This window comes from Mycolicibacterium fluoranthenivorans (genome assembly GCF_011758805.1).
Lineage (GTDB): Bacteria > Actinomycetota > Actinomycetes > Mycobacteriales > Mycobacteriaceae > Mycobacterium > Mycobacterium fluoranthenivorans.
In genome coordinates, this window is sequence record NZ_JAANOW010000001.1 from 789,093 (window position 1) to 811,479 (window position 22,387).

The following is a 22,387-nucleotide window of genomic DNA, read 5'->3' on the forward strand; positions in this document are numbered from 1 at the left end:
GGCGGGCTGCCTCAGGGCAGCGGGACCTGCCACACGACGACGATGCCGCCACCCGGGGATTCCTCGAACGACAATGTGCCGCCGCATTCCTCGGCGCGCATCCGCAGATTCGCCAGCCCGCTCTCGGTGATCGGTCCGTTGAAACCCGTTCCGTTGTCCGTGATTTCGATCGTGAGATTGTCATCGACGCGCACCGAGACCGAGATCTCGGTGGCGCGACCGTGCCGCACCGCGTTACTGACCGCCTCGCGTGCCACGGCCTCGGCGTGGTCGGCGATCGTCGGTTCGATCACCGACAGCGGACCGCTGTAGCTCGCCGAGGTCCGGACACCGGCCGTCGCGAACTGGGTCAGGGCGGCGTCGATACGCTGGCGCAGGCGAGTGCTTCCGGCGGATCCGCTGTGCAGATCGAAGATCGCGGTGCGGATCTCGGAGATGACTTCCTGCAGGTCGTCCACGCACTGCTCGACGCGCCGTTGGGCGTCGGCCGGACGGATACGGGGAACGGCGCCCTGCAGCGCCAGGCCCGCGGCGAACAGCCGCTGGATGACGTGATCGTGGAGGTCGCGCGCGATACGGTCGCGGTCGGTGAGCACGTCGAGTTCGTGCATCCGCCGCTGGGTGGTGGCCAGCTGCCAGGCCAGCGCAGCCTGGTCGGTGAAGGCCGCAGCCATCGACAGATCGTCCTCGCTGAACGGGGCGTCCCCGGCGCTGCGCTGGGTGATCACCACGCCCGCAACGGTTTCGGTGGTGCGAAGCGGAAGCACCATCGCCGGTCCGCCGGCACCGGCAAGATCGAGATGGCCGGTCCGCACCGGAGCCCGCCGGGCGTAGGCTTCGCCGACGATTCCCGCACCGACCGGGATCGGCGCGAAGGCCGCGATCTCCAACGGTTCGGCGCTCGCGGCCTCGACCACGACGAGCTCACGCGCGGAGTCTTCGTCGTCCTCCTCGGCGGGCACCGCGACGACCGCGATCGTCGACTCGGTGAGCCTGCGGGCCTGCTCGGCGATCACCTGGAATACGGCGGCGGGTTCGGTGCCGGACAGGAGTTCGGTGGCGATATCGCGAGTCGCCTCGATCCAGGCCTGCCGTCGCTGGGACTGCTCGTACAGCCGGGCATTGTCGATGGCGATACCGGCGGCGGCGGCCAGCGCTTGCGCGAGTACCTCATCGTCCTCACTGAAGGGCTGTCCCGAGTTCTTCTCTGTGAGGTAGAGATTTCCGAACACTTCGTCCCGAATCCGGATCGGCACCCCGAGAAACGTCGACATGGGCGGATGGTGCGCAGGAAATCCCACGGACGCAGGGTGATCGCAAATGTTGTCCAACCGGATCGGCCGCGGGTCGTCGATGAGCGCACCGAGCACCCCGAGGCCTTGTGGCAGCTTTCCGATGTGCCGGCTGGCGTCGGCGTCGATTCCTTCGTAGATGAACTCGACCAGTTCATGCCCGTGGCCGCGAACGCCCAGTGCGCCGTAGCGGGCGTCGATCAGTTCGATCGCGGTGTGCACGATCGTGGTGAGGGTGGCGTCGAGTTTCAGACCGGATGTCACGGCCAGCATCGCGTCGACAAGTCCGTCCAGGCGATCTCGGCCCTCGACGATCTGCTCGACACGATCCTGTACCTCGTTCAGCAGTTCGCGCAGCCGCAGCTGCGACAGCGTCTCGCGAAGGGGGCGATGGTGTCCCTCATCTGGTCCGGCCACGACAGGAGTCTATTGCCCCTGGGTGGGCCGGCGATCCAACTTTGAGACGAAGACCGCGGCCTGGGTGCGCCGGTGCATACCGAGTTTGGCGAGCAGCCGCGACACATAGTTCTTCACGGTTTTCTCCGCCAAGAACATTCGGGCCGCGATCTGCTTGTTGGTCAGCCCTTCGCCCAGCAGGTCCAGCAGGACCCGTTCCTGATCGGTGAGCCCGGACAACGGGTCTGCCTGTTCGGCCGAGCCGCGCAGCTTGGCCATCAGTGCCGCGGCGGCCCGGTTGTCCAACAGCGAACGGCCGGCTCCGACTTCCTTGATGGCCTGGGCGAGCTCCATCCCCTTGATGTCCTTCACCACATAGCCGCTCGCGCCGGCCAGGATCGCGTCCAGCATCGCCTCGTCGGAGGTGAACGAGGTGAGCATCAGGCACCGGAGGTCTGGCAGCTGGGACAACAGCTCTCGGCACAGTTCGATTCCGTTGCCGTCCGGCAGACGGACGTCGAGGACCGCGACGTCGGGACGCAACGCGGGGATACGTGCCAAGGCCTCGGACACCGAGCCCGCCTCGCCGATCACGTCGAGCTCGGGGTCGGAGTCCAGCAGGTCGATCAGTCCGCGCCGCACCACCTCGTGGTCGTCGACAAGAAATACAGAGACCATGGGCAGACCTTTCGCGAGAGACCCTGTGGTCACCATAGTGGCGGCATGGGTGCTTCGGGGCGAGCGAAGCGACGGGAATGAAACTTCGGGGCGAGCGAAGCGACGGGAATGGTACTTCGGGGCGAGCGAAGCGGCTGGGTTGATCAGATCGCCACACGCAGCACGTCGTGCAGCGGCCGGCGCGGCGTCGGCGGCGGCACTTCCTCCAGCGGAGGGGCAATGCCCAGTCGCACCACCACCTGCGGCGAAGCGCGATGGACCAAGGCCGCGACGATGTCCCGGCTGGCGGGCACCTCGGTCAGATGGCTCAGCGTGCACGACGACAACCCGGCCATGGTGGCATCCAGCAGCACCGCAGACAGCGCCTCGCCGGCGGCGAGGACACCCTCTCGGGTGTCGTCGGAAGCGGAGATGACCAGCAGCCGTGCCTGATCTTCGCCGACGTCGAGCCGGCGTTCCCGATTGTGCGTGATGGGGAAGGTCCGGCCGACGTCGACGCGGTCGGCCTCCTGCGCCGATACCAGCGAGGTGTGGGGGATGCCGTCGTTGACCTCGTACGGCGAAGTCCACCAGGTGATCTCGTGGTGATATTCGGAATCGTAGAGCCGCAGGGCGTCGGTGAGGTGGGAGGCCTCGGCCAGGGTCTCCCGGTCGGCGGGGTCGATCACGTCGACGGCGCACCCGGAGGGGTTGGCCGTGCTGTCGACGGCGGTACGCAACGTCGGTTCGAAGGCATCCCAGTCCGGCGGTGCGGCGAACGGCAACCGGTCGGTGCGCCGGTGCAAGATGGCGTCGGCCCGCCGGCGCTGAGCGACGGTGACCTCGGCCAGCCTGCTCAGGCGGATGTCCGCGATGCGGTGATGGTCGTCGGGGTCGGGATAGCGATCGACGTGGCTGGCATAGCCTGCGGCCGCCATGGCCACCCGGAAATGATCCAGGGCGACGCCGCAGCTGAGCAGGGCCTGCCGGCCGTCGGCATCGGAGGCGACCAGGTGGTCGGGATCGATGAACAGCGACACGGTGCCGGACTGGACCACCCACCGCCACGGCTGGCTGTTGTGATACGACGGGGCCCGGCAGGCAAGGCGGACAGCCTCCTCGATGACGGTGACAGGGAGCAGTGTCGTCGGCATCTCTCGATCCTGCTCCGCCGGCACGGCGCGCAGCAGGGCCAGAAGTCCTCAATTGCGGGACTTTCAGCGCTATCGGGCGGCGGCCGGCGTCCATTAACGTGACCGCCATGACGACTTCGGACGACTCGCCCATCACGGTGCTCAGCGCGGACGAGAGCTGGGATCTGCTGTCCTCGGTAACCTTGGGCCGGCTGGCGACCAGTGTCGGCGGACAGCCCGACGTGTTCCCGGTGAACTTCGTCGTCGCGCGGCGCCAGATCATCATCCGGACCGCGGAGGGCGCCAAGCTCACCGAGATCGTGCTCAACGACCGGGTGGCATTGGAGGCCGACGACCACGGCCTGGAACACGCCTGGAGTGTGGTGGTCAAGGGGGTGGCCGAGGTGCTCGACACCGCGGCGGACATCGCCGCCGCCGACCGGGCCCAGGTGCTGCCGTGGACGGCCACCATCAAACAGCGCTATCTGAGGATCAACCCGGTCGAGATCAGCGGCCGCCGTTTTGTTTTCGGCACCGAACCGGAGTGGGGTTGCGGTCTGGGGTGAGGCGCGACGCCTCCAGGTAGGCCACGATCGCGTTGGACAGGCCTCGACGGGCCTCATCGAGGTCGATATAGCTGCCGAGCTGCCGCTCCGAGGTGATGCCGCGCATCGCCCCGGGGATGAACAGCGCCACCTCCCGCACCCGGGCCGGGTCGACATCGAGATCGGCAAAAGCCTTCTGGCAGGCTTCGATCCAGGTCCGCTGCCAGGACGCCAATTCCGACGCGGTCTGCGGGAACAGTCGCTCGAGTTCGGCGCGGTCGCGGGGGAGTGCCGCACGCAGATTCTCGATGGCGCGGGAGTCCGTCGCGGTCAGCCCGTCGTACATGACGTCGAGGATGGCCGAGACGCGCACGGCGAGCGGGCCGTGCGGCGCGGCCCGGGACGGTAGTTCGCCGCGCCGTTCGGCGGTGAAGCGCAGCACCGCCGCCCACAGCCCGTCGATATCGCCGAATTGGTATTTCACCGTGCCCCAGGTGGCCCCGGCGTCCTTGGCGATCCGATTACCCGATACCGACCCCGGCTCGCCGGACGCCAACGCGTGCAGCGCTGCCTCCAGCATGCTTTCGCGGGACGCTGCGCCGCGCCGGTTGGTGCGGCGTTCGGCGGCTTCGGTCATCACGCGAATGCTACGCGATGGTTGACTTTGATAGAACCCTCTGTGATTCTAGGGCTCATGGCAAAACCGCCGCTATCCATGAAACCGACGGGCTGGTTCCAGGTTGCCTGGTCGGACCAGATCGGTGTGGGCGACGTACATGCGATGAAGTACTTCGGCACCGAAATGGTGGCCTGGCGTGCCGAATCGGGCCAGGTCACGGTGATGAACGCGTACTGCGAACACCTCGGCGCCCACCTCGGCTTCGGCGGCCACGTCGTCGGTGAGGTCATCCAGTGCCCGTTCCACGGCTGGCAATGGAACGCCGAAGGCCGCAACGTCTGCATCCCGTACGAACCACGTCCCAACCGCGGTCGCCGTATGCGCACCTACCCGGTGGCCGAACTCAATCAGTCGATCTACATCTGGCATGACACCGAGGGACGCGAGCCCTTCTTCGACGTGCCCGATGTGTTCGCCGCATTCGGGGACAGCAGCACCATCGCGGACTACTGGCCGCAACAGCGCCTGCACCGTGAAGCACTCGAGTTGCACCCGCAGTACGTCCTCGAAAACGGGGTCGACTTCGCACATTTCAAGTACGTGCATCAAACCCCGATCGTGCCGGTGTTCACCCGGCACGATTTTGCCGAGCCCACCTCGTATGTGGACTTCACCATCACGTTCGAAGGTGACGAGCAACAGTCGATAGACGATGTCCGCAGTGGCGTGGAGGCCATCAACGGCGGACTCGGCATCGCGGTGACCAAGAGTTGGGGGATGGTCGACAATCGCACCATCTCGGCCATCACGCCCGTCGACGACCGCACGTCCGACGTGCGCTTCATGGCCTACATCGGGCGGGTGCCCGGCAAGGATTCACCGAGGGCGGAGGCCAAGGCCGTCGCGTTCGGCGAGGAGATCATCCGTCAGTTCGCCCAGGACATCCACATCTGGAGTCACCAGCGCTATTCGGATCCGCCGGCGCTGTCGACCTCCGAATACGAGGGTTTCACGGCGATTCGCACGTGGGCCATGCAGTTCTATCCCGACGGCCGGGGCGGAAGCGCCGCGGACCTCGCACACCAGAAGGGTTGACAGGCATATGAATACACCGATCCGGGTATTCCAGGTGGCCACCGGCAACGTTGGCTCCGAGATGATCAAGCGGTACGCCGCGCAGTCCGAACTCGAACTCGTCGGCGTGCACTGCTACTCGCCCGAGAAGGTCGGACGGGACTCCGGTGAACTCGCGGGCGCAGCGCCGAACGGGGTGATCGCCACCGGCACGATCGCCGAGATCATCGCGGCGAAGCCCGATGTGCTGACCTTTCACGGGGTGTTCCCCGATGAGGATCTGTATGTCCAGGTCCTGGAGGCGGGGATCGATATCGTCACCACCGCCGACTGGATCACCGGCCGGCACCGGGATACCAACCACCCGCACCCGTCCGGAAAGCCCGTCAGCCAAGTACTCGCCGAGGCGTGCGAGAAGGGTGGTGCCACGTTCTACGGCACCGGCATGAACCCCGGTCTGAACCAGATCCTCGGTGTGGTCTGCTCGGCCGACGTCGCGGAGATCGAGAACGTCACCACCATCGAATCCGTCGACGTGTCCTGCCATCACAGTAAGGACACCTGGATCGAGGTGGGATACGGTCTGCCCGTTGATGATCCGTCGATTCCGGACAAGTTGCGCAAGTACACCGAGGTCTTCGCCGACAGCGTGCTGATGATGGCCGACTGCTTCGGACTCGAGCTCGACGAGGTCACGTTCAGCTACGAGCTCGGCGCATGCACCAAAGACGTCGACCTGGGCTGGTACGTGCTGCCGAAGGGTTCCCTGGGCGGCAACTACATCAAGTACCAGGGCATGGTCGACGGAGTGCCGCGGGTCGAGACGCATCTCGAATGGCAGATGACCCCGCATACGGATCCGAGTTGGGATATCAAGGGCTGCTACATTACTCAGATCAAGGGCGACCCGTGTGTCTACAACAAGCACATGATCTTCCCGAAACCGGGTGTGGACCTGTCGAACCCCGACAACTTCGCCTCGATCGGCATGACGGTCACCGGTATGCCTGCGCTGCACGCCATCCGGTCCGTCGTCGCCGCTGCACCGGGGCTGCTCACCAGTGCGGACCTGCCCCTGCGCGGTTTCGCCGGCCGCTTCAAATAACCTGGGGCGCAGGTCCGCTCCGGTGCCGAAGGTGGGCGCCGCGCTCAGCGGTGATCACGGGCACTGGCCGTTGTTGACGCAGGTCGCCGCCGCGGTGGCTTTGTAGGTGGGTGCCGCGAGCGAGATGGCCGGCGTCGACGCGGGAATCTCAGCTGTCGCGGTCGAGCCGAGCTTCATGTTCCCGGTGGCGTTGATCGTCATGGCCGGCACCACGGGCGACGAATAGGTGCCGGTGGTCGAGGAATCCCCCGACCCGCCGGCGACGATGGTGGACGGCGCTGCGCTGCCGATGACGTCGATCAACAGGCCGACGGCGATCGCCCCGCCGCCGACCACTGCACACACTCGTTTCTGGAAATCCTGCATCTCCGCTCCTTCACACGATGCCGATGATGCAAGGATCAAGAGGGTTCCAGTACCCGGCATTCCCGGAAAATCGCTGCATCAGCAGGCTTTACGGATACTTGCAACCGACGGGCAGCGTTCGGGTTTCCCGCAGTGGCATCGCGGCCCCGGTCCCGCTCGCCGCTTCCGGTGACCTACTGATTAGCCTGTCAAAGGATCCCGGGTAAAGTGACACCGATGACGGTGTTCGACGACGGGATCGCCCTGGAAGCCCTGGGCGACGGCCTGTTACGAGGGCGGACGGTTCCGCAATGGGCGAATATGGTGGGCCCGTTCGGCGGGATCACCGCGGCCACACTGCTGCGGGCCGTCGAGCTCCAGAGTGACGTGCACGGGTTTCCGGTGGCGCTCACGGTGAACTATCTGGCGCCGATCGCCGACGGGGATTTCGACATTCGGGCACGGGCCGTGCGAACCAACCGGTCCAACCAGCACTGGTACGTCGAATTGAGTCAGAACGGTGAGGTGAAGACCACGGCGACCGCGGTGTTCGCGGTACGCCGGGAGACCTGGGCCGACACCGAGATCGGCCGCCCGGACGTGGGCGCCCCGGAGTCGATCGAGGACGCGAGCGCCGGGTTCGGGGTGGCATGGACCAGGAATTACGACCTTCGATTCATCGATGGTGCCTTGCCCGCTGCCGGTGCCGGTGAGTCAACGACATCGACGACGACGTTGTGGGTTCGCGATCGACCTGCCCGCCCGATCGATTTCGCCTCACTCACCTCGCTGTGCGACATCTTCTATCCGCGTCTCTGGCTGCGGCGCGGGCAGCTGCTGCCTGCGGGCACCATCTCGTTCACCGCGTACTTCCATGCGGGTCCGGCTGAACTGGCCGAGCAGGGTGACGGATACCTGCTCGCCACGGCACGTGCCCAGGGGTTCTCGGGTGGGCACTTCGATCAATCGGCGCAGATCTGGAGCCGGGCGGGCGATCTGCTGGCGACCACGCATCAGCTGGTCTATTACAAGGCCTGAACGCGCTGGGCTGAACATGAAAAAAGCCTGACCAGCGAGTCGCGCGACTCGCCGGTCAGGCTTCCTGGTGATGCGGTTAGTGGGCGTGCTTGCGGTGACGGCGAACCAGCGCGGTCAACCAGCGAACATCGAGCAACATGTGATCCGCCTTTCTTTGTTATGCGGTCTTGTGCAGGAGCGGGAGCAGGCGCCGGCGGGCCAGGGTGCCCTCGGCGAAGTGATGCAGCGCCTCGGGTACCGATGCGGTGATCGGGAAGGCGTCGTCGAGGAGCCGCAGAATGTCGAGCACCTGCGGGCTGGCCACCAGTGCCCATTCGACACCGGCGAGGTCGCACTCGTCATCGAGTCCGTAGAGCAGGGACACGCCGCGCGCGGACAGTCCCGTCACGCCACTGAGATCGAGGACGAACGGCTTCTCGGTGAGCACCATCTGCCGGACCCGATGCGTGAGTAGGTCGAAGTTGGCGTCGTCGATGACTCCGGTGAGCGTCGCCACGGTCGCCAGATGGCGGCACTGTGCGCGCAGCTGGGCACCGTCACAGTTGACCGCCGGATTGCCGTACCTGAATGCGATCGTCATGTAATGCCTCCCTTCGGTGCTTCGAACTAACACCGAAGTTATCCGGCGAATTTAAGGTACCTGGGAGTACGCATTAATACTTTGCTAAGAACTGCGCCTGATGAGCCGGTAAGGTTTTGCTGAGAGTTTTCTATTCTGTTGCAGCACAACAGATTTCGTCTTCTCTAAGAGTACTCCTCAATAATTGACGGCAACTTACCGTTGAGTAGCCTCAATCCGGTCTCAGCGTCGAAATTGTCCGCCGGTGTAACCGACCCAGGGCGAATAGTCGGCGATCAGTGGTTCCTGTGGCGGGCGTTGGTCTTCGGGAACGTGCTGCAGATTGACGCGTACCCGGTACCAGATCGAACTCGGGCCACGCATCCCGTCGACCAGCACGTCGACCGGTGCGAGCAGGTCGGCGGCCGCGGGGTGGCGAGCCCGCCACACGTCCAATGCGGCCAGCGCCTCATCCCGGGTCTTGGTGCGGGCGACCTCGATGAGCGGCATCTGTGACACTCGCCGGCCCGTGCCACCGGACGCCTTCGCCGGCTTCGCTCGCTTCTCTGCGGGCCCGAATTTCTGGGCCAGGGCGAGCAGTGGCTCCAGCCCGCCCGGCGCGTCGTCCATGCCCTCCCACGGATCGCCGATATCGGCCAGCCGTGCGGGCACGGTCGCGATGGTGAAGGCCTCGGCTCGGCACCCCGGTACCTCCGCCCAGTGCAGCGGAGTGGAGACCCGGGCGTCCGGGGTGGCCCGCACCGAGTACGCCGAGGCGACGGTGCGGTCCTTGGCGTTCTGGTTGAAGTCCACGAAGACGCGCTCACCGCGTTCTTCCTTCCACCAGCGCGCCGTGGCGAGGTGCGGCGCGCGCTGCTCGACCGCCCGGGCCACCGTCTCGGCGGCCAGCCGGAGCTGTCTGAACGGCCAGTGCGGGTGGATCCGGGCATAGATGTGGAATCCGCGCGAACCCGAGGTCTTCGGCCACGCCGTCAGACCGTGATCGTCGAGCACCTCACGCGCCACCTGTGCCACGGCGAGGATCTGCTCCCATTCCACCCCGGGCATCGGATCCAGATCGATCCGCAATTCATCGGGATGGTCCAGGTCGGCGGCCCGCACCGGATGTGGGTTGAGGTCGACGCAACCGAGGTTGACCGCCCAGACCAGTCCCGCCGCATCGGTGAGCACGGCTTCCTTGGCCGACGTGCCGGAGGCGTACTTGAGCTCGGCGACCTCGATCCAGTCCGGCCGCTTCTCCGGGGCACGTTTCTGGAAGATCGCCTCCTGGGAGATGCCCTTGACGAAACGCTTGAGGATCATCGGCCGGTCCGCGACACCGCGCAGCGCCCCATCGGCGACGGCGAGGTAGTAGTCGATCAGCTGCCGTTTGGTGACCCCTGCGTCGGGGAAGACCACTTTGCTCGGATTGCTGATCGGTACCTGCCGGCCGCCCACCTCCAGCGAGACCGCTTCGGCCATGGCCCCATGGTAGTTACCGACCCGGGTGCGACGTGTGTCACATATTGTGGCCATATGCCCAGTCTTTTCGACCTGCCGGCGCAGGTGGCCGCGAAAGCCCAGCAGTACTTCGACCGCGGCTCGGCGGAGCTGCACTACGCCCGCAAGATGTTCGAAGCGGGCGCATTCAAGCTCGAGCCGCCGCAGAACTTCGTGGCCATGCTCGCCGACATCCGCCGCTGGGGAGAGTTCGGCATGATCCCGGCCCTCAACGCGCGGCGTTACCCGGACCGACCCGCCATCATCGACGACGACGGCGAGATCACCTTCGCCGAACTGGATGAAGCTGCGCACGCCGTGGCCAACGGCCTGCGCAATATGGGCGTCAGAGGCGGCGACGGTGTCGCGCTGCTGATCCGCAACCACCGCTGGTTTCTGATCAGCGTCTACGGCGCGGCCCGGGTCGGAGCCCGCATCATCCTGCTCAACAGCGAGTTCTCCGGCCCGCAGATCAAAGAGGTGTCCGAGCGTGAGGGCGCCAAGCTGGTCATTTACGACGACGAGTACACCGCGGCGGTGGCGCAGGCCGAACCCGCACTGGGCAAGCTGCGCGCCCTGGCCACCAACCCGGACACGGACGCGCCGTCGGGCAGTACCGACGACGCCCTGGCCGATCTCATCAAGCGCAGCAGCAAGCAGCCCGCGCCCAAGGCCACCAAACACTCCTCGGTGATCATCCTGACCAGCGGCACCACCGGTACCCCCAAAGGCGCCAACCGGAGCACCCCGCCGTCGCTCGCGCCGATCGGCGGCGTGCTGTCACACGTGCCCTTCAAGTCCGGCGAGGTGACCTCGCTGCCGGCCCCGATGTTCCACGCACTCGGCTTCCTGCACGCCACCATCGCGATGATGTTGGGCACCACCCTGGTGCTGCGCCGCCGTTTCAAACCGGCCACCGTGCTCGCCGATATCGAGAAGCACAAGGTGACCGCGATCGTGGTCGTGCCGGTGATGCTGTCCCGGATACTCGACGAGTTGGAGAAAACCCAGCCGAAGCCCAATCTGTCCAGCCTGCGGATCGTGTTCGTATCCGGTTCGCAGCTGGGTGCGGAGCTGGCCACCCGGGCATTGAAGGACCTGGGTCCGGTGATCTACAACCTGTACGGGTCCACCGAGATCGCGTTCGCCTCCATCGCCCGGCCCAAGGACCTGTCCAAGAATCCTGCGACGGTGGGTCCCCCGGTCAAAGGCATCACAGTGAAAATCCTGGACGACAACGGGATTGAGCTTCCGCAGGGCGAGATCGGCCGCATCTTCGTGCGTAACACCTTCCCGTTCGAGGGGTATACCGGCGGCGGCGGTAAGCAGATCATCGACGGAATGCTGTCCTCCGGTGATGTCGGATACTTCGACGAAGGCGGTCTGCTGTACGTATCGGGCCGCGACGACGAGATGATCGTGTGCGGTGGCGAGAACGTCTTCCCCGCCGAGGTCGAGGACCTCATCAGCGGGCACCCGGAGGTGGTCGAGGCCACCGCCCTGGGCGTAGAGGACAAAGAGTGGGGGCACCGGCTGCGTGCTTTCGTGGTGAAGACCGAGGGTGCGTCCGTCGACGAAGAGGCGATCAAGACGTATGTCAAGGAGAATCTCGCCCGCTACAAGGTGCCGCGAGAGGTGATCTTCCTCGACGAGCTGCCCCGTAACCCGACCGGCAAGATCCTCAAACGCGAGCTGCGTGAACTGTGATGCCCTGAAGATCCCCCGGTCGGCTGCGCAGTCGGGACTTTAGTCCCTAGATCGAGACGCGGACAGGTCGCAGAGTTGAGGTGCTCTGACAGTCCAGTGCCGATCACGCCGCAAGGCCGGGGAGACGAATGTGGTAGCCGAAGCACCCTCAGTCCCGGACGTCCTACCACGCCGACCCTTTCCCGCTCGCATGGGCCCTAAGGGCAATCTGATCTACAAGCTGATCACGACGACCGATCACAAGCTGATCGGCATCATGTACTGCGTCGCCTGCTTCATCTTCTTCATGATCGGCGGGCTGATGGCCCTGCTGATCCGCACCGAACTGGCGGCGCCGGGGCTGCAGTTCCTGTCCAATGAGCAGTTCAACCAGCTGTTCACCATGCACGGCACGGCGATGCTGCTGTTCTACGCCACCCCGATCGTGTTCGGCTTCGCCAATCTTGTTCTGCCGCTGCAGATCGGCGCCCCCGATGTGGCGTTCCCCCGGCTGAATGCGCTGTCCTTCTGGTTGTTCGTGTTCGGTGCGCTGATCGCGCTCGCCGGCTTCATCACTCCCGGTGGTGCGGCGGACTTCGGGTGGACGGCTTACACCCCGCTCTCGGATGCCGTGCACAGTCCGGGTGCAGGTTCGGATCTCTGGATCCTGGGTATCGCCGTCGGCGGTCTCGGCACGATCCTGGGCGCCGTCAACATGATCACCACCGTGGTCTGCATGCGTGCCCCGGGTATGACGATGTTCCGGATGCCGATCTTCACCTGGAACATCCTGGTGACCTCGGTCCTGGTGCTGGTCATCTTCCCGTTGCTGACGGCAGCATTGTTCGGCCTGGCCGCCGACCGCCGCATCGGTGCGCACATCTACGATCCGTCCAACGGCGGGATGCTGCTCTACCAGCACCTTTTCTGGTTCTTCGGCCATCCCGAGGTGTACGTCATCGCGCTGCCCTTCTTCGGGATCATCAGCGAAGTGGTGCCGGTGTTCTCCCGCAAACCGATCTTCGGCTACACCACGCTGGTCTACGCGACGTTCGGTATCGGCGCCCTTTCGGTGGCGGTGTGGGCGCATCACATGTACGCCACCGGTGCGGTCCTTCTCCCGTTCTTCTCGTTCATGACGTTCCTGATCGCGGTGCCCACCGGGATCAAGTTCTTCAACTGGATCGGCACCATGTGGAAGGGGCAGTTGACCTTCGAGACACCGATGCTGTTCTCGGTCGGCTTCATGGTGACCTTCCTCCTGGGGGGCCTGTCCGGTGTGCTGCTGGCCAGCCCGCCACTGGACTTCCACGTCACCGACTCCTATTTCGTGGTGGCGCATTTCCACTACACGCTCTTCGGCACCATCGTGTTCGCCACCTACGCGGGCATCTACTTCTGGTTCCCGAAGATGACCGGCCGGTTGCTCGACGAGCGCCTGGGCAAGCTGCACTTCTGGCTGACCTTCATCGGCTTCCACACCACCTTCCTGGTGCAGCACTGGCTGGGTGACGAGGGCATGCCGCGCCGCTACGCCGACTACCTGCCCACCGACGGGTTCACCACGCTGAACGTCATCTCGACCATCGGTGCCTTCATCCTGGGCATCTCCACGCTGCCGTTCGTCTGGAACGTGTTCAAGAGCTGGCGGTTCGGCGAGCCGGTGACGGTGGACGATCCGTGGGGTTACGGCAACTCGCTGGAGTGGGCCACCTCGTGCCCGCCGCCGCGGCACAACTTCACCGAGCTGCCCCGGATCCGTTCGGAGCGGCCGGCATTCGAGCTGCACTACCCGCACATGGTCGAGCGGCTGCGGGCGGAGGCCCACGTGGGCAGAGGCGAAGGCGCGCACTGACCGACCCGAGGGTCCCGACCGGGGGTGATGGCCGTTCGGGAATAGAGGACCGGGCGCGCGGGTAACACTATGTCATGAACATCGACCTCTCCGGAAAGACCGCACTCGTCACCGGCTCCACCCAAGGCATCGGTTTGGCCATTGCCGAGGGTTTGGCCCGCAGCGGGGCGCGGGTGGCGGTCAACGGCCGCACCGCAGCCCGCGTCGACGAAGCCGTGCGCGGTCTCGGCGGCACCGCCTTCGGGGTGGCCGCCGATGTCAGCACGGAGGAGGGCGCGGCACAACTGCTTGCCGAACTGCCCGAGGTCGACATCCTGGTGAACAATCTCGGCATCTTCGGCGCGGTACCGGCTCGCGAGATCACCGATGCGCAGTGGCGCACCTACTTCGAGGTCAATGTGCTTGCCGCAGTGCGGCTCATCCGCGCCTACCTGCCGGGCATGGCGGACCGCGGCTGGGGCCGGGCGATCCAGATCGCCAGTGACTCGGCCATCGTCATCCCGGAGGAGATGATCCACTACGGCGTCTCCAAGACCGCGTTGCTGGCGGTGTCCCGGGGCTTCGCCAAGGACGCCGCGGGCACCGGAGTGACCGTCAACTCGGTGATCGCCGGACCGACGCACACCGCCGGGGTCGAGGACTTCGTCTACGAGTTGGTGGACAAGTCGCTGCCGTGGGAGGAGGCGCAGCGCGAGTTCATGGTCAAGTACCGGCCGCAGTCCCTGTTGCAGCGGCTCATCGAGCCGGCCGAGATCGCGAACATGGTGACCTATCTGGCATCGCCGCTGGCCTCGGCCACCACCGGAGGGGCGCTGCGGGTCGACGGCGGGTACGTCGACTCGATCCTGCCCTGAGCGACGCGATTACGGGTCGCGGGGCAGGCCCAGCAGGCGTTCGGCGATGATGTTCAGCTGGACCTCGGTGGTGCCGCCGTAGATGGTGGTCGCCCGGCTGAACAGCAGATAGTCGGCCCACTTCCCGGTGATCTGTTGCTTGTCGCCGACGGCGCCGTCGGTGCCGAACGACGACACCCCGAACTCGGCGTAACCCTGCCCGGTCTTCATCGACAACAGTTTGGAGATGGCCGCGGCGGGCATCGGATCGCCACCGGCCAGGGTGAGCAGCGTCGAGCGCAAGTTGAGCACCTTGGCGGCGTAGCCCTCGGCGATGAGCTTGCCCGCGTGATTCTGCTCGATCTGATCGAACTGTCCTTCAGCCAGGAACGCCACGAACTGATCCAGGCTGGCCAGGAACGGCGGTTCGCCGCTGCCGATGGACACCCGCTCGTTGGTCAGGGTGTTGCGGCTGACCTCCCACCCGCGGTCGACCTCGCCGAGCACCATCGAGTCCGGGACGAACACATCGTCGATGAACACGGTGTTGAACAAGGCGTCGCCGGTCAGCTCGCGCAGCGGTTTCACCTCCACGCCAGGCGATTTCATGTCCAACAGGAAATAGGTGATGCCGTTGTGCTTCGGGGCACTCGGGTCGGTGCGGGCCAGTAGCGCGCCCCACTGGGAGAACTGTGCACCGGTGGTCCAGATCTTCTGCCCGGTGATCCGCCAGCCGCCGTCGACCTTGGTGGCCTTCGTGGTCAGGCTGGCCAGGTCCGAGCCGGCGCCGGGCTCGGAAAACAGCTGGCACCAGATCATCTCGCCGCGGAAGGTGGGGGACAGGAACTGCTGCTGCTGTTCGTCGGTGCCGTAGGCCACGATGGACGGGATGATCCAGGCCGCGATGCCCATGTTGGGGCGGGCGACCTTCCCGGTGCTGAACTCCTGGGCGGTGATGATCTGTTCGACGGGGCCGGCGTTGCGTCCCCACGGTGTGGGCAGATGCGGCTGCACCCAGCCGCCCTCGGCGATTGCGGCGTTACGCTCTTCGCGCGGAATGGCTTTCAACGCTGCAACCTCGGCGCGAATCTCCTCGCGGAGCTTCTCGGTGTCCGGGTCGAGATCGATGTTGAGGGTGCGCAGCCCGGAGCTGGTGGCGGTGTCGACGACAAGCTGCGGGTAGTCGGCAGCCCGGCCGAAGCTGGCCGCGAGAATCAGCGAGCGACGGTAGAAGATGTTGGTGTCGTGCTCCCAGGTGAAGCCGATACCACCGTGCACCTGGATGCACTCCTGGGCGCAGTGCTGAGAGGCGACGGGGGCGAGCGTGCCCGCGACGGCGGCGGCGAACTCCCACCTGGAATCGGGATCGCCGTTGCGGAGTTCGTCCAGCGCCCGCGACGCGTCCCACACCGCGGCGGTGGCACGCTCGGTCTCGGCGATCATGCCCGAGCACTTGTGCTTGATGGCCTGGAACTGGCCGATGGGGCGGCCGAACTGCTCACGGATCTTGGCGTACTCGGTCGCGGTGTCGGTGGCCCAGCGGGCGACGCCGACACACTCGGCAGACAGCAGCGTGGCGATGAGCGCACGGGCATGGGTACGGGTGAGGTTGGACAACACCTTGTCGAGGCCCACCTCGACGGCATTGGCCCGGACATGCGCCACCGGGCGCAACGGGTCGATGCTGGCCACCGGCTCGAGCTCCAGGGTGTCGGCATCCAGGACAACCCATTGCACGCTGCTGGCTTCACCCAGGCCGGACACCGGGAGCACCAGCACCGACGCCTGTCCGGCCGCGGGGACCGCACGGACCTCACCGCGGATGACGAGCTTGTCGTCGGTGGCGGTGGCCGTCAGTCCGGAGTCGATGGCGTAGGCGGCGATGGTGTCACCGGCGGCCAGGCCCTGCAACAGCGGGGACTTCGGGTCGTTCGCGGAGATCAGTGCGCTGGCGATGGCCGAAGGCACAAACGGGCCCGGCACCGCGCCGTAGCCGAACTCGGCCAGGGTGATCGCCAGCTCGAGGATGCCGAAGCCTTGTCCGCCAACCTCTTCGGCGAGGTGTACCCCCTGCAGGCCCTGTTCGGCCGCGGCCTTCCAGTAGCTCGGCGGGTTGGAGATCGGCGTCTCCAGTGCCTCGTGCAGGACGTCGGCGGGAGCCACCTTGGCCACCAGGGACCGGACCGAGTCGGCCAGGTCGTTGTGCTCAGGATTGATCGCGATAGGCATATGTGCCCTTCCCTATTAACCGGTCGGTCGGGAACGAGGGTACCCCGACGTGACGGGCGCCACTTCAGGGGGCTATCTCACTTCGTTAACCAGGTGGGCCAGGGGTTCGCCGTCACGCAGGCGGCGGCAGTTCTCGACGGCCATCTCCAGATATCTGCGCATGGTGTCGACCGTGTACCAGGTGACGTGTGGGGTCACCACCACGTTGTCGAGGGTGAGCAGGGCAGCGCCCGCGGGCACCGGTTCCTCGGCGAACACGTCGAGCCCGGCTGCGGCCAGGTGCCCGGATCGCAGCACCTCGACCAGGGCCTCCTCGTCGACGATCGGCCCGCGTGACGTGTTGACCAGGACGGCACCCGGCTTCATCGCCGCCAGCTCGTCGGGGCCGATCAGATGACGGGTGTGTTCGTTGAGCGGCAGATGCAACGAGACGATATCGGCGGCCGCCAGCAGGTCGGGCAGTGCGCGCCAGCCGGGCGTCCCGTCGTCGCGGGTGCTGGTGTGCACCACCTGGCCGCCCATGGCCAGCACGATGCGCTCGACCTGCTTGGCGATGTTGCCGTAACCGACCAGCCCCACCGTGCAGCCGCCGATATCGCGGACGGTCTCACCCAGACTGGGATCCGACGGCCAGCCGCGGCCCTCTCGAGTGGCCCGGTCCAGCGCCGGCAGCCGGCGCAATGCGGCCAGCATGAGGAGCAGGGTGCCCTCGGCGACCGACGGCGCGTTGGCCCCTGGCATATTCGCCACCGCGATACCGCGTCGGGTGGCGGTGTCGACGTCGATGGTGTTCACGCCGGCGCCCAGCTTGTGGATCAGCCTGGCGCGCGTAGCCCGTTCCAGGTCGGGGCCCGACAGGGGCCGCAGCACGTGCCAGATCACGTCGGCGCCGGGCAGTTCGCGGTGGAAGGTCTCGTCGTCATCCTCGGCGCACCACCGGATATCGAGCCAATCAGATTCCGGTGCAACGAAATCCAGAACCTTCGCGCCTGGGGTGAAATGGGCGAGGACCTTGACTACTTCCACCGCTTCGCGATCCATTTGGCGATGGTATCGGCCTGTTCGCTGCGGGCACCCGGGGTGGTGAAGTAGTGATCGGTGTCGATCGAGCACAGTGTCTTGTCCGTCGAGGCCAGTGCGGCATGAATGCGCTGGGCGTCGGACGGGAACACGCCGGTGTCCTGTTCGGCGTTGATGACCAGGGCCGGGCAGTCGATCAGCGCCAGGTGCGGTTCGGCGCGGGTCTGCGCGTGCCGCAGGCTCCACATACCGAGCCAGTTGCGCAGCGTGCACGCCGCGGCGATCCCGCGTGCGGATCGGTTGGCGTGCACCGGGGTTCCTGCGTAGCACAGATTGGCCTGGCGCTTGGTCGGCTCCAGTGTCGGGTCGACCATCCTGGGATCGGCCCAGGTGCGCATCACCGTGAACGGGCGGTCGGAATGTCCGGCCGCCCGGATACGTTCGAGTTCGGCTTCGGCCCAGTCGGTGATGGCCTCGTTGCGGGCGGTCTGCGCCGCACGGTATCGCGCGACGAACTCCTCGGAATAAGGCGGACCGTTCCTCGCCTCGAACACGTCGAGCGCGGGATCGGTGGCCACCGGGTCGTTCTCGTCGACCACCGCGGCATCCATCCACGCGGTCAGCACGTCCGGGCGCCCGGGATGTGCGGCGCTGGCGACGTAGCCGTCGGCGGGGGGCAGGTCGGCCAGGCCCGCGGCGGGGCGCATCCCGTCGAGTGCCGGCCGGACATGGTGGTGCAGCGCTTGTGCCTGATAGGCCGACATCAGTGATCCGCCACCGGAATTGCCCAGCAGGATCACCGTTTCGATACCTTGCACCTCGCGCAGCCAGCGCACGCCGACTCCGATGTCGACCAGGGCGTGGTCGAGCAGGAAGCTGCTCTCGAAACCCCGGAACCGGGTGTTCCAGCCCAGGAAGCCGATACCCCGGGTGGCCATGTAGTCGGCCAGATAGTGCTCGGAGAAGTCGATCTGATAGTGCGTGGCGATCATCGCGATCTTGGGTTTGCGCCCGATGCCGCGATGGTAGAGGCCCTGACAGGGATGACCGCCGGCGCCGGCCCGGATGGCGGTAGGTGAGTCCAGTCCGACGAATTCGCGGGTGACCCCGGCAGCAGCGCTCTTGCTCATGGTGCGACGTTCTCCTTGTGGTAGATCGTCCGGTAGAAGATGTTGGCCAGCGTGGTGATGCAGGCGGCGTCGTCCGCAGTGGCCGCGCCGTCACCCGAGAGTTGGGTGTAGCAGAACTGGTTGAGCATCGACACCAGAGCCACCGCCACCAGTTTCGGGTCGTCACCTGCGCAGAAACCCTGGCGCTGAGCGTCTTCGACCATGGCGGTGATCAGGGCGATGGGCAGTGCGCAGATATCCGCCCAGTACTGCGCGAAGTCGTCGTTGATCATGGCCAGCTGCGAGACGCTGATGATCTCGGCGAGCCGGTGCCGATAGGTGTTCCAGTGCGCGGCGGCCGCGGCATGCGCGCGTTCGGCGTTGCTCAGACCGGGCTCGGTGGCCGCGCGCACCCGGTGCCGGGCCTCATCGCGGAACCGCAGGGCCCAGTCCCGGACCATCGCCTCCTTGGAGTCGTAATAGTTGTAGAACGACGCCGTGGAGCGGCCCGCTTCGGCGGCGATATCGGCGACCGTGGTGGCCAAGATTCCTTTGCGCGCCACCACATTCCGTGCGGCCGCGTCCATCGCCGCCTCGGTCTGGCGGCCCCGGACCGTCGGAAGCTGCACGCGCGCGGTCACGATGTTCCCCCTCGTCCGGGTCGTGCATTGATCGAATCTGAATCTGATGTTAGGTTCAGATTCGGATCTGCGCCAGAGGGGACGTCATCATGATCAGGCCGGACAATCCCAACACCGAGTTCGCGCTCGGCGGCATCAACCACGTCGCGCTGGTGTGCTCGGATATGCAGCGCACCGTCGACTTCTACTCCGGTGTGCTCGGCATGCCGTTGATCAAGGCGATCGATCTGCCGGGCGGTATGGGGCAGCACTTCTTCTTCGATGCCGGCAACGGCGACTGCGTGGCGTTCTTCTGGTTCACCGATGCGCCGGACGGTGTTCCGGGCATCTCGGCGCCGATCGCACTGCCGGGTCTCGGCGAGATCACCAGCGCCGTGTCCACCATGAACCACCTGGCCTTCCATGTGCCGCCGGAGAAGTTCGACGGGTACCGCGAGAAGCTGAAGGCGAAGGGTATCCGCGTGGGTCCCGTGCTCAATCACGACGAGAGTGAATGGCAGGCCTCGCCGAAGGTGCATCCCGGCGTCTACGTGCGGTCCTTCTATTTTCAGGATCCCGACGGCATCACACTCGAATTCGCCTGCTGGATAAAGGAGTTCAATCCGGACGAGGCAAAGGTGGCGCCCCGGACGGCGGCCGACCGCCGTCCGCGCGCCGCGGTCTGACAAAGCGAAGCCCCTCCCGCCCTCGTGTGCCGCGAGGGGGAAGGGGCTTCGGGCTTTTCGGTTACCGGTCCTGAAGGGCGGCGATCTTGGCGGGGCCGTGGTGCCCGTGCCAGCCGGGCTGCATCGTCGGGGCCGGGTGGGCGTGGGTGTCGGGGCTGTAGGAGTAGCCCGGGCCGGTCGGGGCGGTGCTGGTGGCCGCGGCGGCGGTGCCGGCCAGGCCGAGGGCTCCGGCGCCGATGAGGGCGGCGGTGCAGACTCCGAGGGCTGCGGCCTTCAGGTTCTTGATCATGTTCGTCATCCCTTGTGTGAGTGGCTTTCTGCGTTGAGATAAGAATGCCGGGAATCACACGTCAGATCTGTCGGGTGACCGGTGGATACACCGGGTGAAGCTGGTGTCCCCCGATCGGGGGAGTCGGCGGCTCGCTCAGTACAGCCGGGGGTCGACGAAACCGTCGAGCAAGGTGGTCAGCTGGTCGATGAGTTCCTCCTGGCCGAACGCGATCGACCCGGTGAGCCACGCGTTGATGGCCTGACTGACCCCGCCGACCACGAAATGCGCCACGGCAGTGATCCGGGGCGTCTCGTCGCGCTGCAGTGCCATTTGCAGGTGTTGACCGGCCAGGGCCGCGAACACCCCGCCCAGTTCCGTCCGTTTGCGCATCAGCACGGCGTTGGACAGTCGGGGGTCGAACAACAGCCGGCCCATCCGGGTGTCCTCGCTGACGGTGCGCACCAGGTTGGTGATGCCGGCCCGGTTCTGCTCGGCGAACGGGACCGAGGCCACGGCGGCCTGGGTGGTGGCGGCGATCACGGCGACCACCGAGTCGAACACCGCCGCGACGAACTCGTCCTTGTCGGCGAACGCCTCATAGAAGTGGCGGGTGGCCACGCCCGACTGGCGGCAGATGGCGCGGACCGTGAGCTCCTCGGTGCCGCCACCGAGCAGTTCCAACCCGGCGTCGATGAATCTGCGGCGCCGGTCGGCCATCCGCTGCGGAGCCTCGACGCCGCGATACGGCCTGACCTGCGTCACCCTGCCATCTTGACACCTGTCCAATCGGAAAGGCAAGATCAGGAAACATTCGTTCTCACTTTTGTGACAGGGGTATCAATGACGATCGCCGAACGTCCCATCAACGAGACCGCACCGAGTTCGACGCGCGCATCGAAGTGGGGTGCCGGCTTCGATGACGGGTTGATGGGGGTGGCCCTGCTCGCCGGTCCTGCCAACGTGATCATGCAGCTGGCGCGGCCCGGAGTGGGCTACGGCGTGATGGAGAGCCGGGTCGAGAGTGGCCGGATCGACCGGCATCCGATCAAGCGCGCGCGTACCACTTTCACCTATCTCGCCGTCGCGGGACGCGGCACGGACGAGCAGAAGGCGGCGTTCCGGCGCGCGGTGAACCGGGCGCACGCCCAGGTGTACTCGACCGAGGAGAGCCCGGTGCAGTACAACGCCTTCGACAAGAACTTGCAGCTCTGGGTGGCGGCCTGCCTGTACAAGGGCGCGGTGGACGTACACCGGCTGTTCGTCGGGGAGATGGACGAGCAGATGGCCGAACAGCACTACCGCGAGGGCAGCACGCTCGGAACGACCCTGCAGGTGTCCCCGGAGATGTGGCCGGCCGACCGCGCCGCGTTCGACAAGTACTGGGAGGAATCGCTGGAGCAGGTGCACATCGACGACGCGGTGCGCGAGTACCTGTATCCGATCGCGGTGTCCCGTGTGCACGGGGTGCGACTGCCGGGTCCGCTGCAGCGGTACGCGGAGTACTGGGCCGGGCTCATCACCACCGGCTTCCTGCCACAGCGCTTCCGGGACGAGATGCGCCTGCCCTGGGATCAGCAGCGGCAGCGCCGGTTCGACCGGTTGATGAAGGTGATCCGGACGGTCAACAACGCGGCGCCCGGTTTCGTCCGGCGGTTCCCGTTCAACGTCCTGCTGAAGGATCTGGACTGGCGCATCCGTACCGGCCGCCCGCTGATCTGAGGAACATCGCCCTCACACGCATTTGCTGTGCTACGCCAGAAGGCCGGTCGGCTGGTTGTCGTTTTCGCCGTCGAATCGCCGCTGCCAGCGAAGTCA

General features: G+C 66.2%; 22 protein-coding genes. 9 read left to right on the top strand and 13 right to left on the bottom strand.

Annotation, left to right across the window (positions count from 1 at the left end; translation table 11 throughout):
• Positions 1 to 11: 11 nt before the first annotated feature.
• From FHU31_RS03875 to FHU31_RS03885, 3 genes are all read right to left on the bottom strand, one after another.
• Positions 12 to 1,709 (bottom strand): GAF domain-containing sensor histidine kinase, encoded by a 1,698-nt coding sequence (locus FHU31_RS03875; RefSeq protein WP_167156068.1) that lies wholly within the window; start codon positions 1,707 to 1,709, stop codon positions 12 to 14.
• A gap of 9 nt (positions 1,710 to 1,718) precedes the next feature.
• The gene (dosR, locus tag FHU31_RS03880) at positions 1,719 to 2,366 is read right to left on the bottom strand and encodes a hypoxia response regulator transcription factor DosR/DevR (RefSeq protein ID WP_090358425.1); all 648 of its coding nucleotides are present in this window, start codon (positions 2,364 to 2,366) and stop codon (positions 1,719 to 1,721) included.
• 143 nt (positions 2,367 to 2,509) lie between these two features.
• A complete protein-coding gene (locus FHU31_RS03885; protein ID WP_167156070.1) occupies positions 2,510 to 3,499 on the bottom strand; it encodes an Acg family FMN-binding oxidoreductase in 990 nt (329 codons plus the stop codon).
• A 107-nt stretch (positions 3,500 to 3,606) separates the two neighbouring features.
• Between FHU31_RS03885 and FHU31_RS03890 the strand changes: the two genes are divergently transcribed.
• A complete protein-coding gene (locus tag FHU31_RS03890; RefSeq protein WP_167156072.1) occupies positions 3,607 to 4,044 on the top strand; it encodes a pyridoxamine 5'-phosphate oxidase family protein in 438 nt (145 codons plus the stop codon).
• Here FHU31_RS03890 and FHU31_RS03895 read toward each other — a convergent pair.
• On the bottom strand, positions 3,986 to 4,660 hold the full coding sequence (locus FHU31_RS03895) for a TetR/AcrR family transcriptional regulator (protein WP_167156074.1): 675 nt from the start codon (positions 4,658 to 4,660) through the stop codon (positions 3,986 to 3,988). The genes FHU31_RS03890 and FHU31_RS03895 overlap by 59 nt on opposite strands.
• 57 nt (positions 4,661 to 4,717) lie before the next feature.
• Here FHU31_RS03895 and FHU31_RS03900 point away from each other — a divergent pair, with 57 nt between their 5' ends.
• Together FHU31_RS03900 and FHU31_RS03905 are read left to right on the top strand one after the other, a co-directional pair.
• A complete protein-coding gene (locus tag FHU31_RS03900) occupies positions 4,718 to 5,737 on the top strand; it encodes an aromatic ring-hydroxylating dioxygenase subunit alpha (protein ID WP_167156076.1) in 1,020 nt (339 codons plus the stop codon).
• A 7-nt stretch (positions 5,738 to 5,744) separates the two neighbouring features.
• Positions 5,745 to 6,821, top strand: coding sequence for an NAD(P)H-dependent amine dehydrogenase family protein (locus tag FHU31_RS03905; RefSeq protein ID WP_167156078.1), 1,077 nt, complete (start codon positions 5,745 to 5,747; stop codon positions 6,819 to 6,821).
• A 54-nt stretch (positions 6,822 to 6,875) separates the two neighbouring features.
• Here FHU31_RS03905 and FHU31_RS03910 read toward each other — a convergent pair whose 3' ends face one another.
• Positions 6,876 to 7,187 carry a hypothetical protein gene (locus FHU31_RS03910; RefSeq protein ID WP_167156080.1) on the bottom strand — a complete coding sequence of 104 codons (312 nt, stop codon included), beginning with the start codon at positions 7,185 to 7,187 and terminating at the stop codon, positions 6,876 to 6,878.
• A gap of 216 nt (positions 7,188 to 7,403) precedes the next feature.
• Between FHU31_RS03910 and FHU31_RS03915 the strand changes: the two genes are divergently transcribed.
• The gene (locus FHU31_RS03915) at positions 7,404 to 8,204 is read left to right on the top strand and encodes an acyl-CoA thioesterase (RefSeq protein ID WP_167156082.1); all 801 of its coding nucleotides are present in this window, start codon (positions 7,404 to 7,406) and stop codon (positions 8,202 to 8,204) included.
• Between the two features lie 157 nt (positions 8,205 to 8,361).
• Here FHU31_RS03915 and FHU31_RS03920 read toward each other — a convergent pair whose 3' ends face one another.
• On the bottom strand, positions 8,362 to 8,784 hold the full coding sequence (locus tag FHU31_RS03920) for an STAS domain-containing protein (protein WP_167156084.1): 423 nt from the start codon (positions 8,782 to 8,784) through the stop codon (positions 8,362 to 8,364).
• 222 nt (positions 8,785 to 9,006) lie between these two features.
• Positions 9,007 to 10,245: a non-homologous end-joining DNA ligase gene (ligD, locus tag FHU31_RS03925; protein ID WP_167156086.1), complete on the bottom strand. Its 1,239-nt coding sequence runs from the start codon at positions 10,243 to 10,245 to the stop codon at positions 9,007 to 9,009.
• Positions 10,246 to 10,299: 54 nt separating this feature from the next.
• On the opposite strand from ligD, the gene fadD2 reads away from it, so the two are divergent.
• The 3 genes from fadD2 (at position 10,300) to FHU31_RS03940 (ending at position 14,658) form a co-directional block, all read left to right on the top strand.
• Complete coding sequence (fadD2, locus tag FHU31_RS03930; protein WP_167156088.1) at positions 10,300 to 11,970, top strand: long-chain-fatty-acid--CoA ligase FadD2; 1,671 nt, start codon at positions 10,300 to 10,302, stop codon at positions 11,968 to 11,970.
• A gap of 130 nt (positions 11,971 to 12,100) precedes the next feature.
• The gene (gene ctaD / locus FHU31_RS03935) at positions 12,101 to 13,804 is read left to right on the top strand and encodes an aa3-type cytochrome oxidase subunit I (protein WP_167156090.1); all 1,704 of its coding nucleotides are present in this window, start codon (positions 12,101 to 12,103) and stop codon (positions 13,802 to 13,804) included.
• 74 nt (positions 13,805 to 13,878) lie between these two features.
• The gene (locus tag FHU31_RS03940) at positions 13,879 to 14,658 is read left to right on the top strand and encodes an SDR family NAD(P)-dependent oxidoreductase (RefSeq protein WP_167156092.1); all 780 of its coding nucleotides are present in this window, start codon (positions 13,879 to 13,881) and stop codon (positions 14,656 to 14,658) included.
• 9 nt (positions 14,659 to 14,667) lie between these two features.
• Here FHU31_RS03940 and FHU31_RS03945 read toward each other — a convergent pair whose 3' ends face one another.
• From FHU31_RS03945 to FHU31_RS03960, 4 genes are all read right to left on the bottom strand, one after another.
• Positions 14,668 to 16,866, bottom strand: coding sequence for an acyl-CoA dehydrogenase family protein (locus tag FHU31_RS03945; protein ID WP_167156094.1), 2,199 nt, complete (start codon positions 16,864 to 16,866; stop codon positions 14,668 to 14,670).
• Positions 16,867 to 16,938: 72 nt separating this feature from the next.
• Positions 16,939 to 17,907 (bottom strand): 2-hydroxyacid dehydrogenase, encoded by a 969-nt coding sequence (locus FHU31_RS03950; protein ID WP_167156096.1) that lies wholly within the window; start codon positions 17,905 to 17,907, stop codon positions 16,939 to 16,941.
• Entirely contained in the window at positions 17,883 to 19,016 is a 1,134-nt protein-coding gene (locus FHU31_RS03955; RefSeq protein ID WP_167156098.1) for an alpha/beta hydrolase, read from the bottom strand. The genes FHU31_RS03950 and FHU31_RS03955 overlap by 25 nt, the downstream gene beginning before the upstream one ends.
• Positions 19,013 to 19,582, bottom strand: coding sequence for a TetR/AcrR family transcriptional regulator (locus FHU31_RS03960; RefSeq protein WP_167160595.1), 570 nt, complete (start codon positions 19,580 to 19,582; stop codon positions 19,013 to 19,015). The genes FHU31_RS03955 and FHU31_RS03960 overlap by 4 nt, the downstream gene beginning before the upstream one ends.
• 143 nt (positions 19,583 to 19,725) lie before the next feature.
• Here FHU31_RS03960 and FHU31_RS03965 point away from each other — a divergent pair, with 143 nt between their 5' ends.
• Positions 19,726 to 20,301 carry a VOC family protein gene (locus tag FHU31_RS03965; RefSeq protein WP_167156100.1) on the top strand — a complete coding sequence of 192 codons (576 nt, stop codon included), beginning with the start codon at positions 19,726 to 19,728 and terminating at the stop codon, positions 20,299 to 20,301.
• A gap of 61 nt (positions 20,302 to 20,362) precedes the next feature.
• Here the strand turns inward: FHU31_RS03965 and FHU31_RS03970 are convergent, their stop codons facing one another.
• The gene (locus FHU31_RS03970; RefSeq protein ID WP_167156102.1) at positions 20,363 to 20,590 is read right to left on the bottom strand and encodes a hypothetical protein; all 228 of its coding nucleotides are present in this window, start codon (positions 20,588 to 20,590) and stop codon (positions 20,363 to 20,365) included.
• Positions 20,591 to 20,725: 135 nt separating this feature from the next.
• Positions 20,726 to 21,289, bottom strand: coding sequence for a TetR/AcrR family transcriptional regulator (locus FHU31_RS03975; RefSeq protein ID WP_167160597.1), 564 nt, complete (start codon positions 21,287 to 21,289; stop codon positions 20,726 to 20,728).
• A gap of 123 nt (positions 21,290 to 21,412) precedes the next feature.
• Here FHU31_RS03975 and FHU31_RS03980 point away from each other — a divergent pair, with 123 nt between their 5' ends.
• A complete protein-coding gene (locus FHU31_RS03980) occupies positions 21,413 to 22,291 on the top strand; it encodes an oxygenase MpaB family protein (RefSeq protein WP_167156104.1) in 879 nt (292 codons plus the stop codon).
• The last annotated feature ends 96 nt before the right edge of the window (positions 22,292 to 22,387 follow it).

What these genes read in the sequence shown, in the direction of transcription:
- dosR (WP_090358425.1), bottom strand. Translation starts at nt 2,366, where the DNA reads ATGGTCTCTGTATTTCTTGTCGACGACCACGAGGTGGTGCGGCGCGGA.
- FHU31_RS03885 (WP_167156070.1), bottom strand. Translation starts at nt 3,499, where the DNA reads ATGCCGACGACACTGCTCCCTGTCACCGTCATCGAGGAGGCTGTCCGC.
- FHU31_RS03890 (WP_167156072.1), top strand. Translation starts at nt 3,607, where the DNA reads ATGACGACTTCGGACGACTCGCCCATCACGGTGCTCAGCGCGGACGAG.
- FHU31_RS03895 (WP_167156074.1), bottom strand. Translation starts at nt 4,660, where the DNA reads ATGACCGAAGCCGCCGAACGCCGCACCAACCGGCGCGGCGCAGCGTCC.
- FHU31_RS03900 (WP_167156076.1), top strand. Translation starts at nt 4,718, where the DNA reads ATGGCAAAACCGCCGCTATCCATGAAACCGACGGGCTGGTTCCAGGTT.
- FHU31_RS03905 (WP_167156078.1), top strand. Translation starts at nt 5,745, where the DNA reads ATGAATACACCGATCCGGGTATTCCAGGTGGCCACCGGCAACGTTGGC.
- FHU31_RS03910 (WP_167156080.1), bottom strand. Translation starts at nt 7,187, where the DNA reads ATGCAGGATTTCCAGAAACGAGTGTGTGCAGTGGTCGGCGGCGGGGCG.
- FHU31_RS03915 (WP_167156082.1), top strand. Translation starts at nt 7,404, where the DNA reads ATGACGGTGTTCGACGACGGGATCGCCCTGGAAGCCCTGGGCGACGGC.
- FHU31_RS03920 (WP_167156084.1), bottom strand. Translation starts at nt 8,784, where the DNA reads ATGACGATCGCATTCAGGTACGGCAATCCGGCGGTCAACTGTGACGGT.
- ligD (WP_167156086.1), bottom strand. Translation starts at nt 10,245, where the DNA reads ATGGCCGAAGCGGTCTCGCTGGAGGTGGGCGGCCGGCAGGTACCGATC.
- fadD2 (WP_167156088.1), top strand. Translation starts at nt 10,300, where the DNA reads ATGCCCAGTCTTTTCGACCTGCCGGCGCAGGTGGCCGCGAAAGCCCAG.
- FHU31_RS03940 (WP_167156092.1), top strand. Translation starts at nt 13,879, where the DNA reads ATGAACATCGACCTCTCCGGAAAGACCGCACTCGTCACCGGCTCCACC.
- FHU31_RS03945 (WP_167156094.1), bottom strand. Translation starts at nt 16,866, where the DNA reads ATGCCTATCGCGATCAATCCTGAGCACAACGACCTGGCCGACTCGGTC.
- FHU31_RS03950 (WP_167156096.1), bottom strand. Translation starts at nt 17,907, where the DNA reads ATGGATCGCGAAGCGGTGGAAGTAGTCAAGGTCCTCGCCCATTTCACC.
- FHU31_RS03955 (WP_167156098.1), bottom strand. Translation starts at nt 19,016, where the DNA reads ATGAGCAAGAGCGCTGCTGCCGGGGTCACCCGCGAATTCGTCGGACTG.
- FHU31_RS03960 (WP_167160595.1), bottom strand. Translation starts at nt 19,582, where the DNA reads ATGGACGCGGCCGCACGGAATGTGGTGGCGCGCAAAGGAATCTTGGCC.
- FHU31_RS03965 (WP_167156100.1), top strand. Translation starts at nt 19,726, where the DNA reads ATGATCAGGCCGGACAATCCCAACACCGAGTTCGCGCTCGGCGGCATC.
- FHU31_RS03970 (WP_167156102.1), bottom strand. Translation starts at nt 20,590, where the DNA reads ATGATCAAGAACCTGAAGGCCGCAGCCCTCGGAGTCTGCACCGCCGCC.
- FHU31_RS03975 (WP_167160597.1), bottom strand. Translation starts at nt 21,289, where the DNA reads ATGGCCGACCGGCGCCGCAGATTCATCGACGCCGGGTTGGAACTGCTC.
- FHU31_RS03980 (WP_167156104.1), top strand. Translation starts at nt 21,413, where the DNA reads ATGACGATCGCCGAACGTCCCATCAACGAGACCGCACCGAGTTCGACG.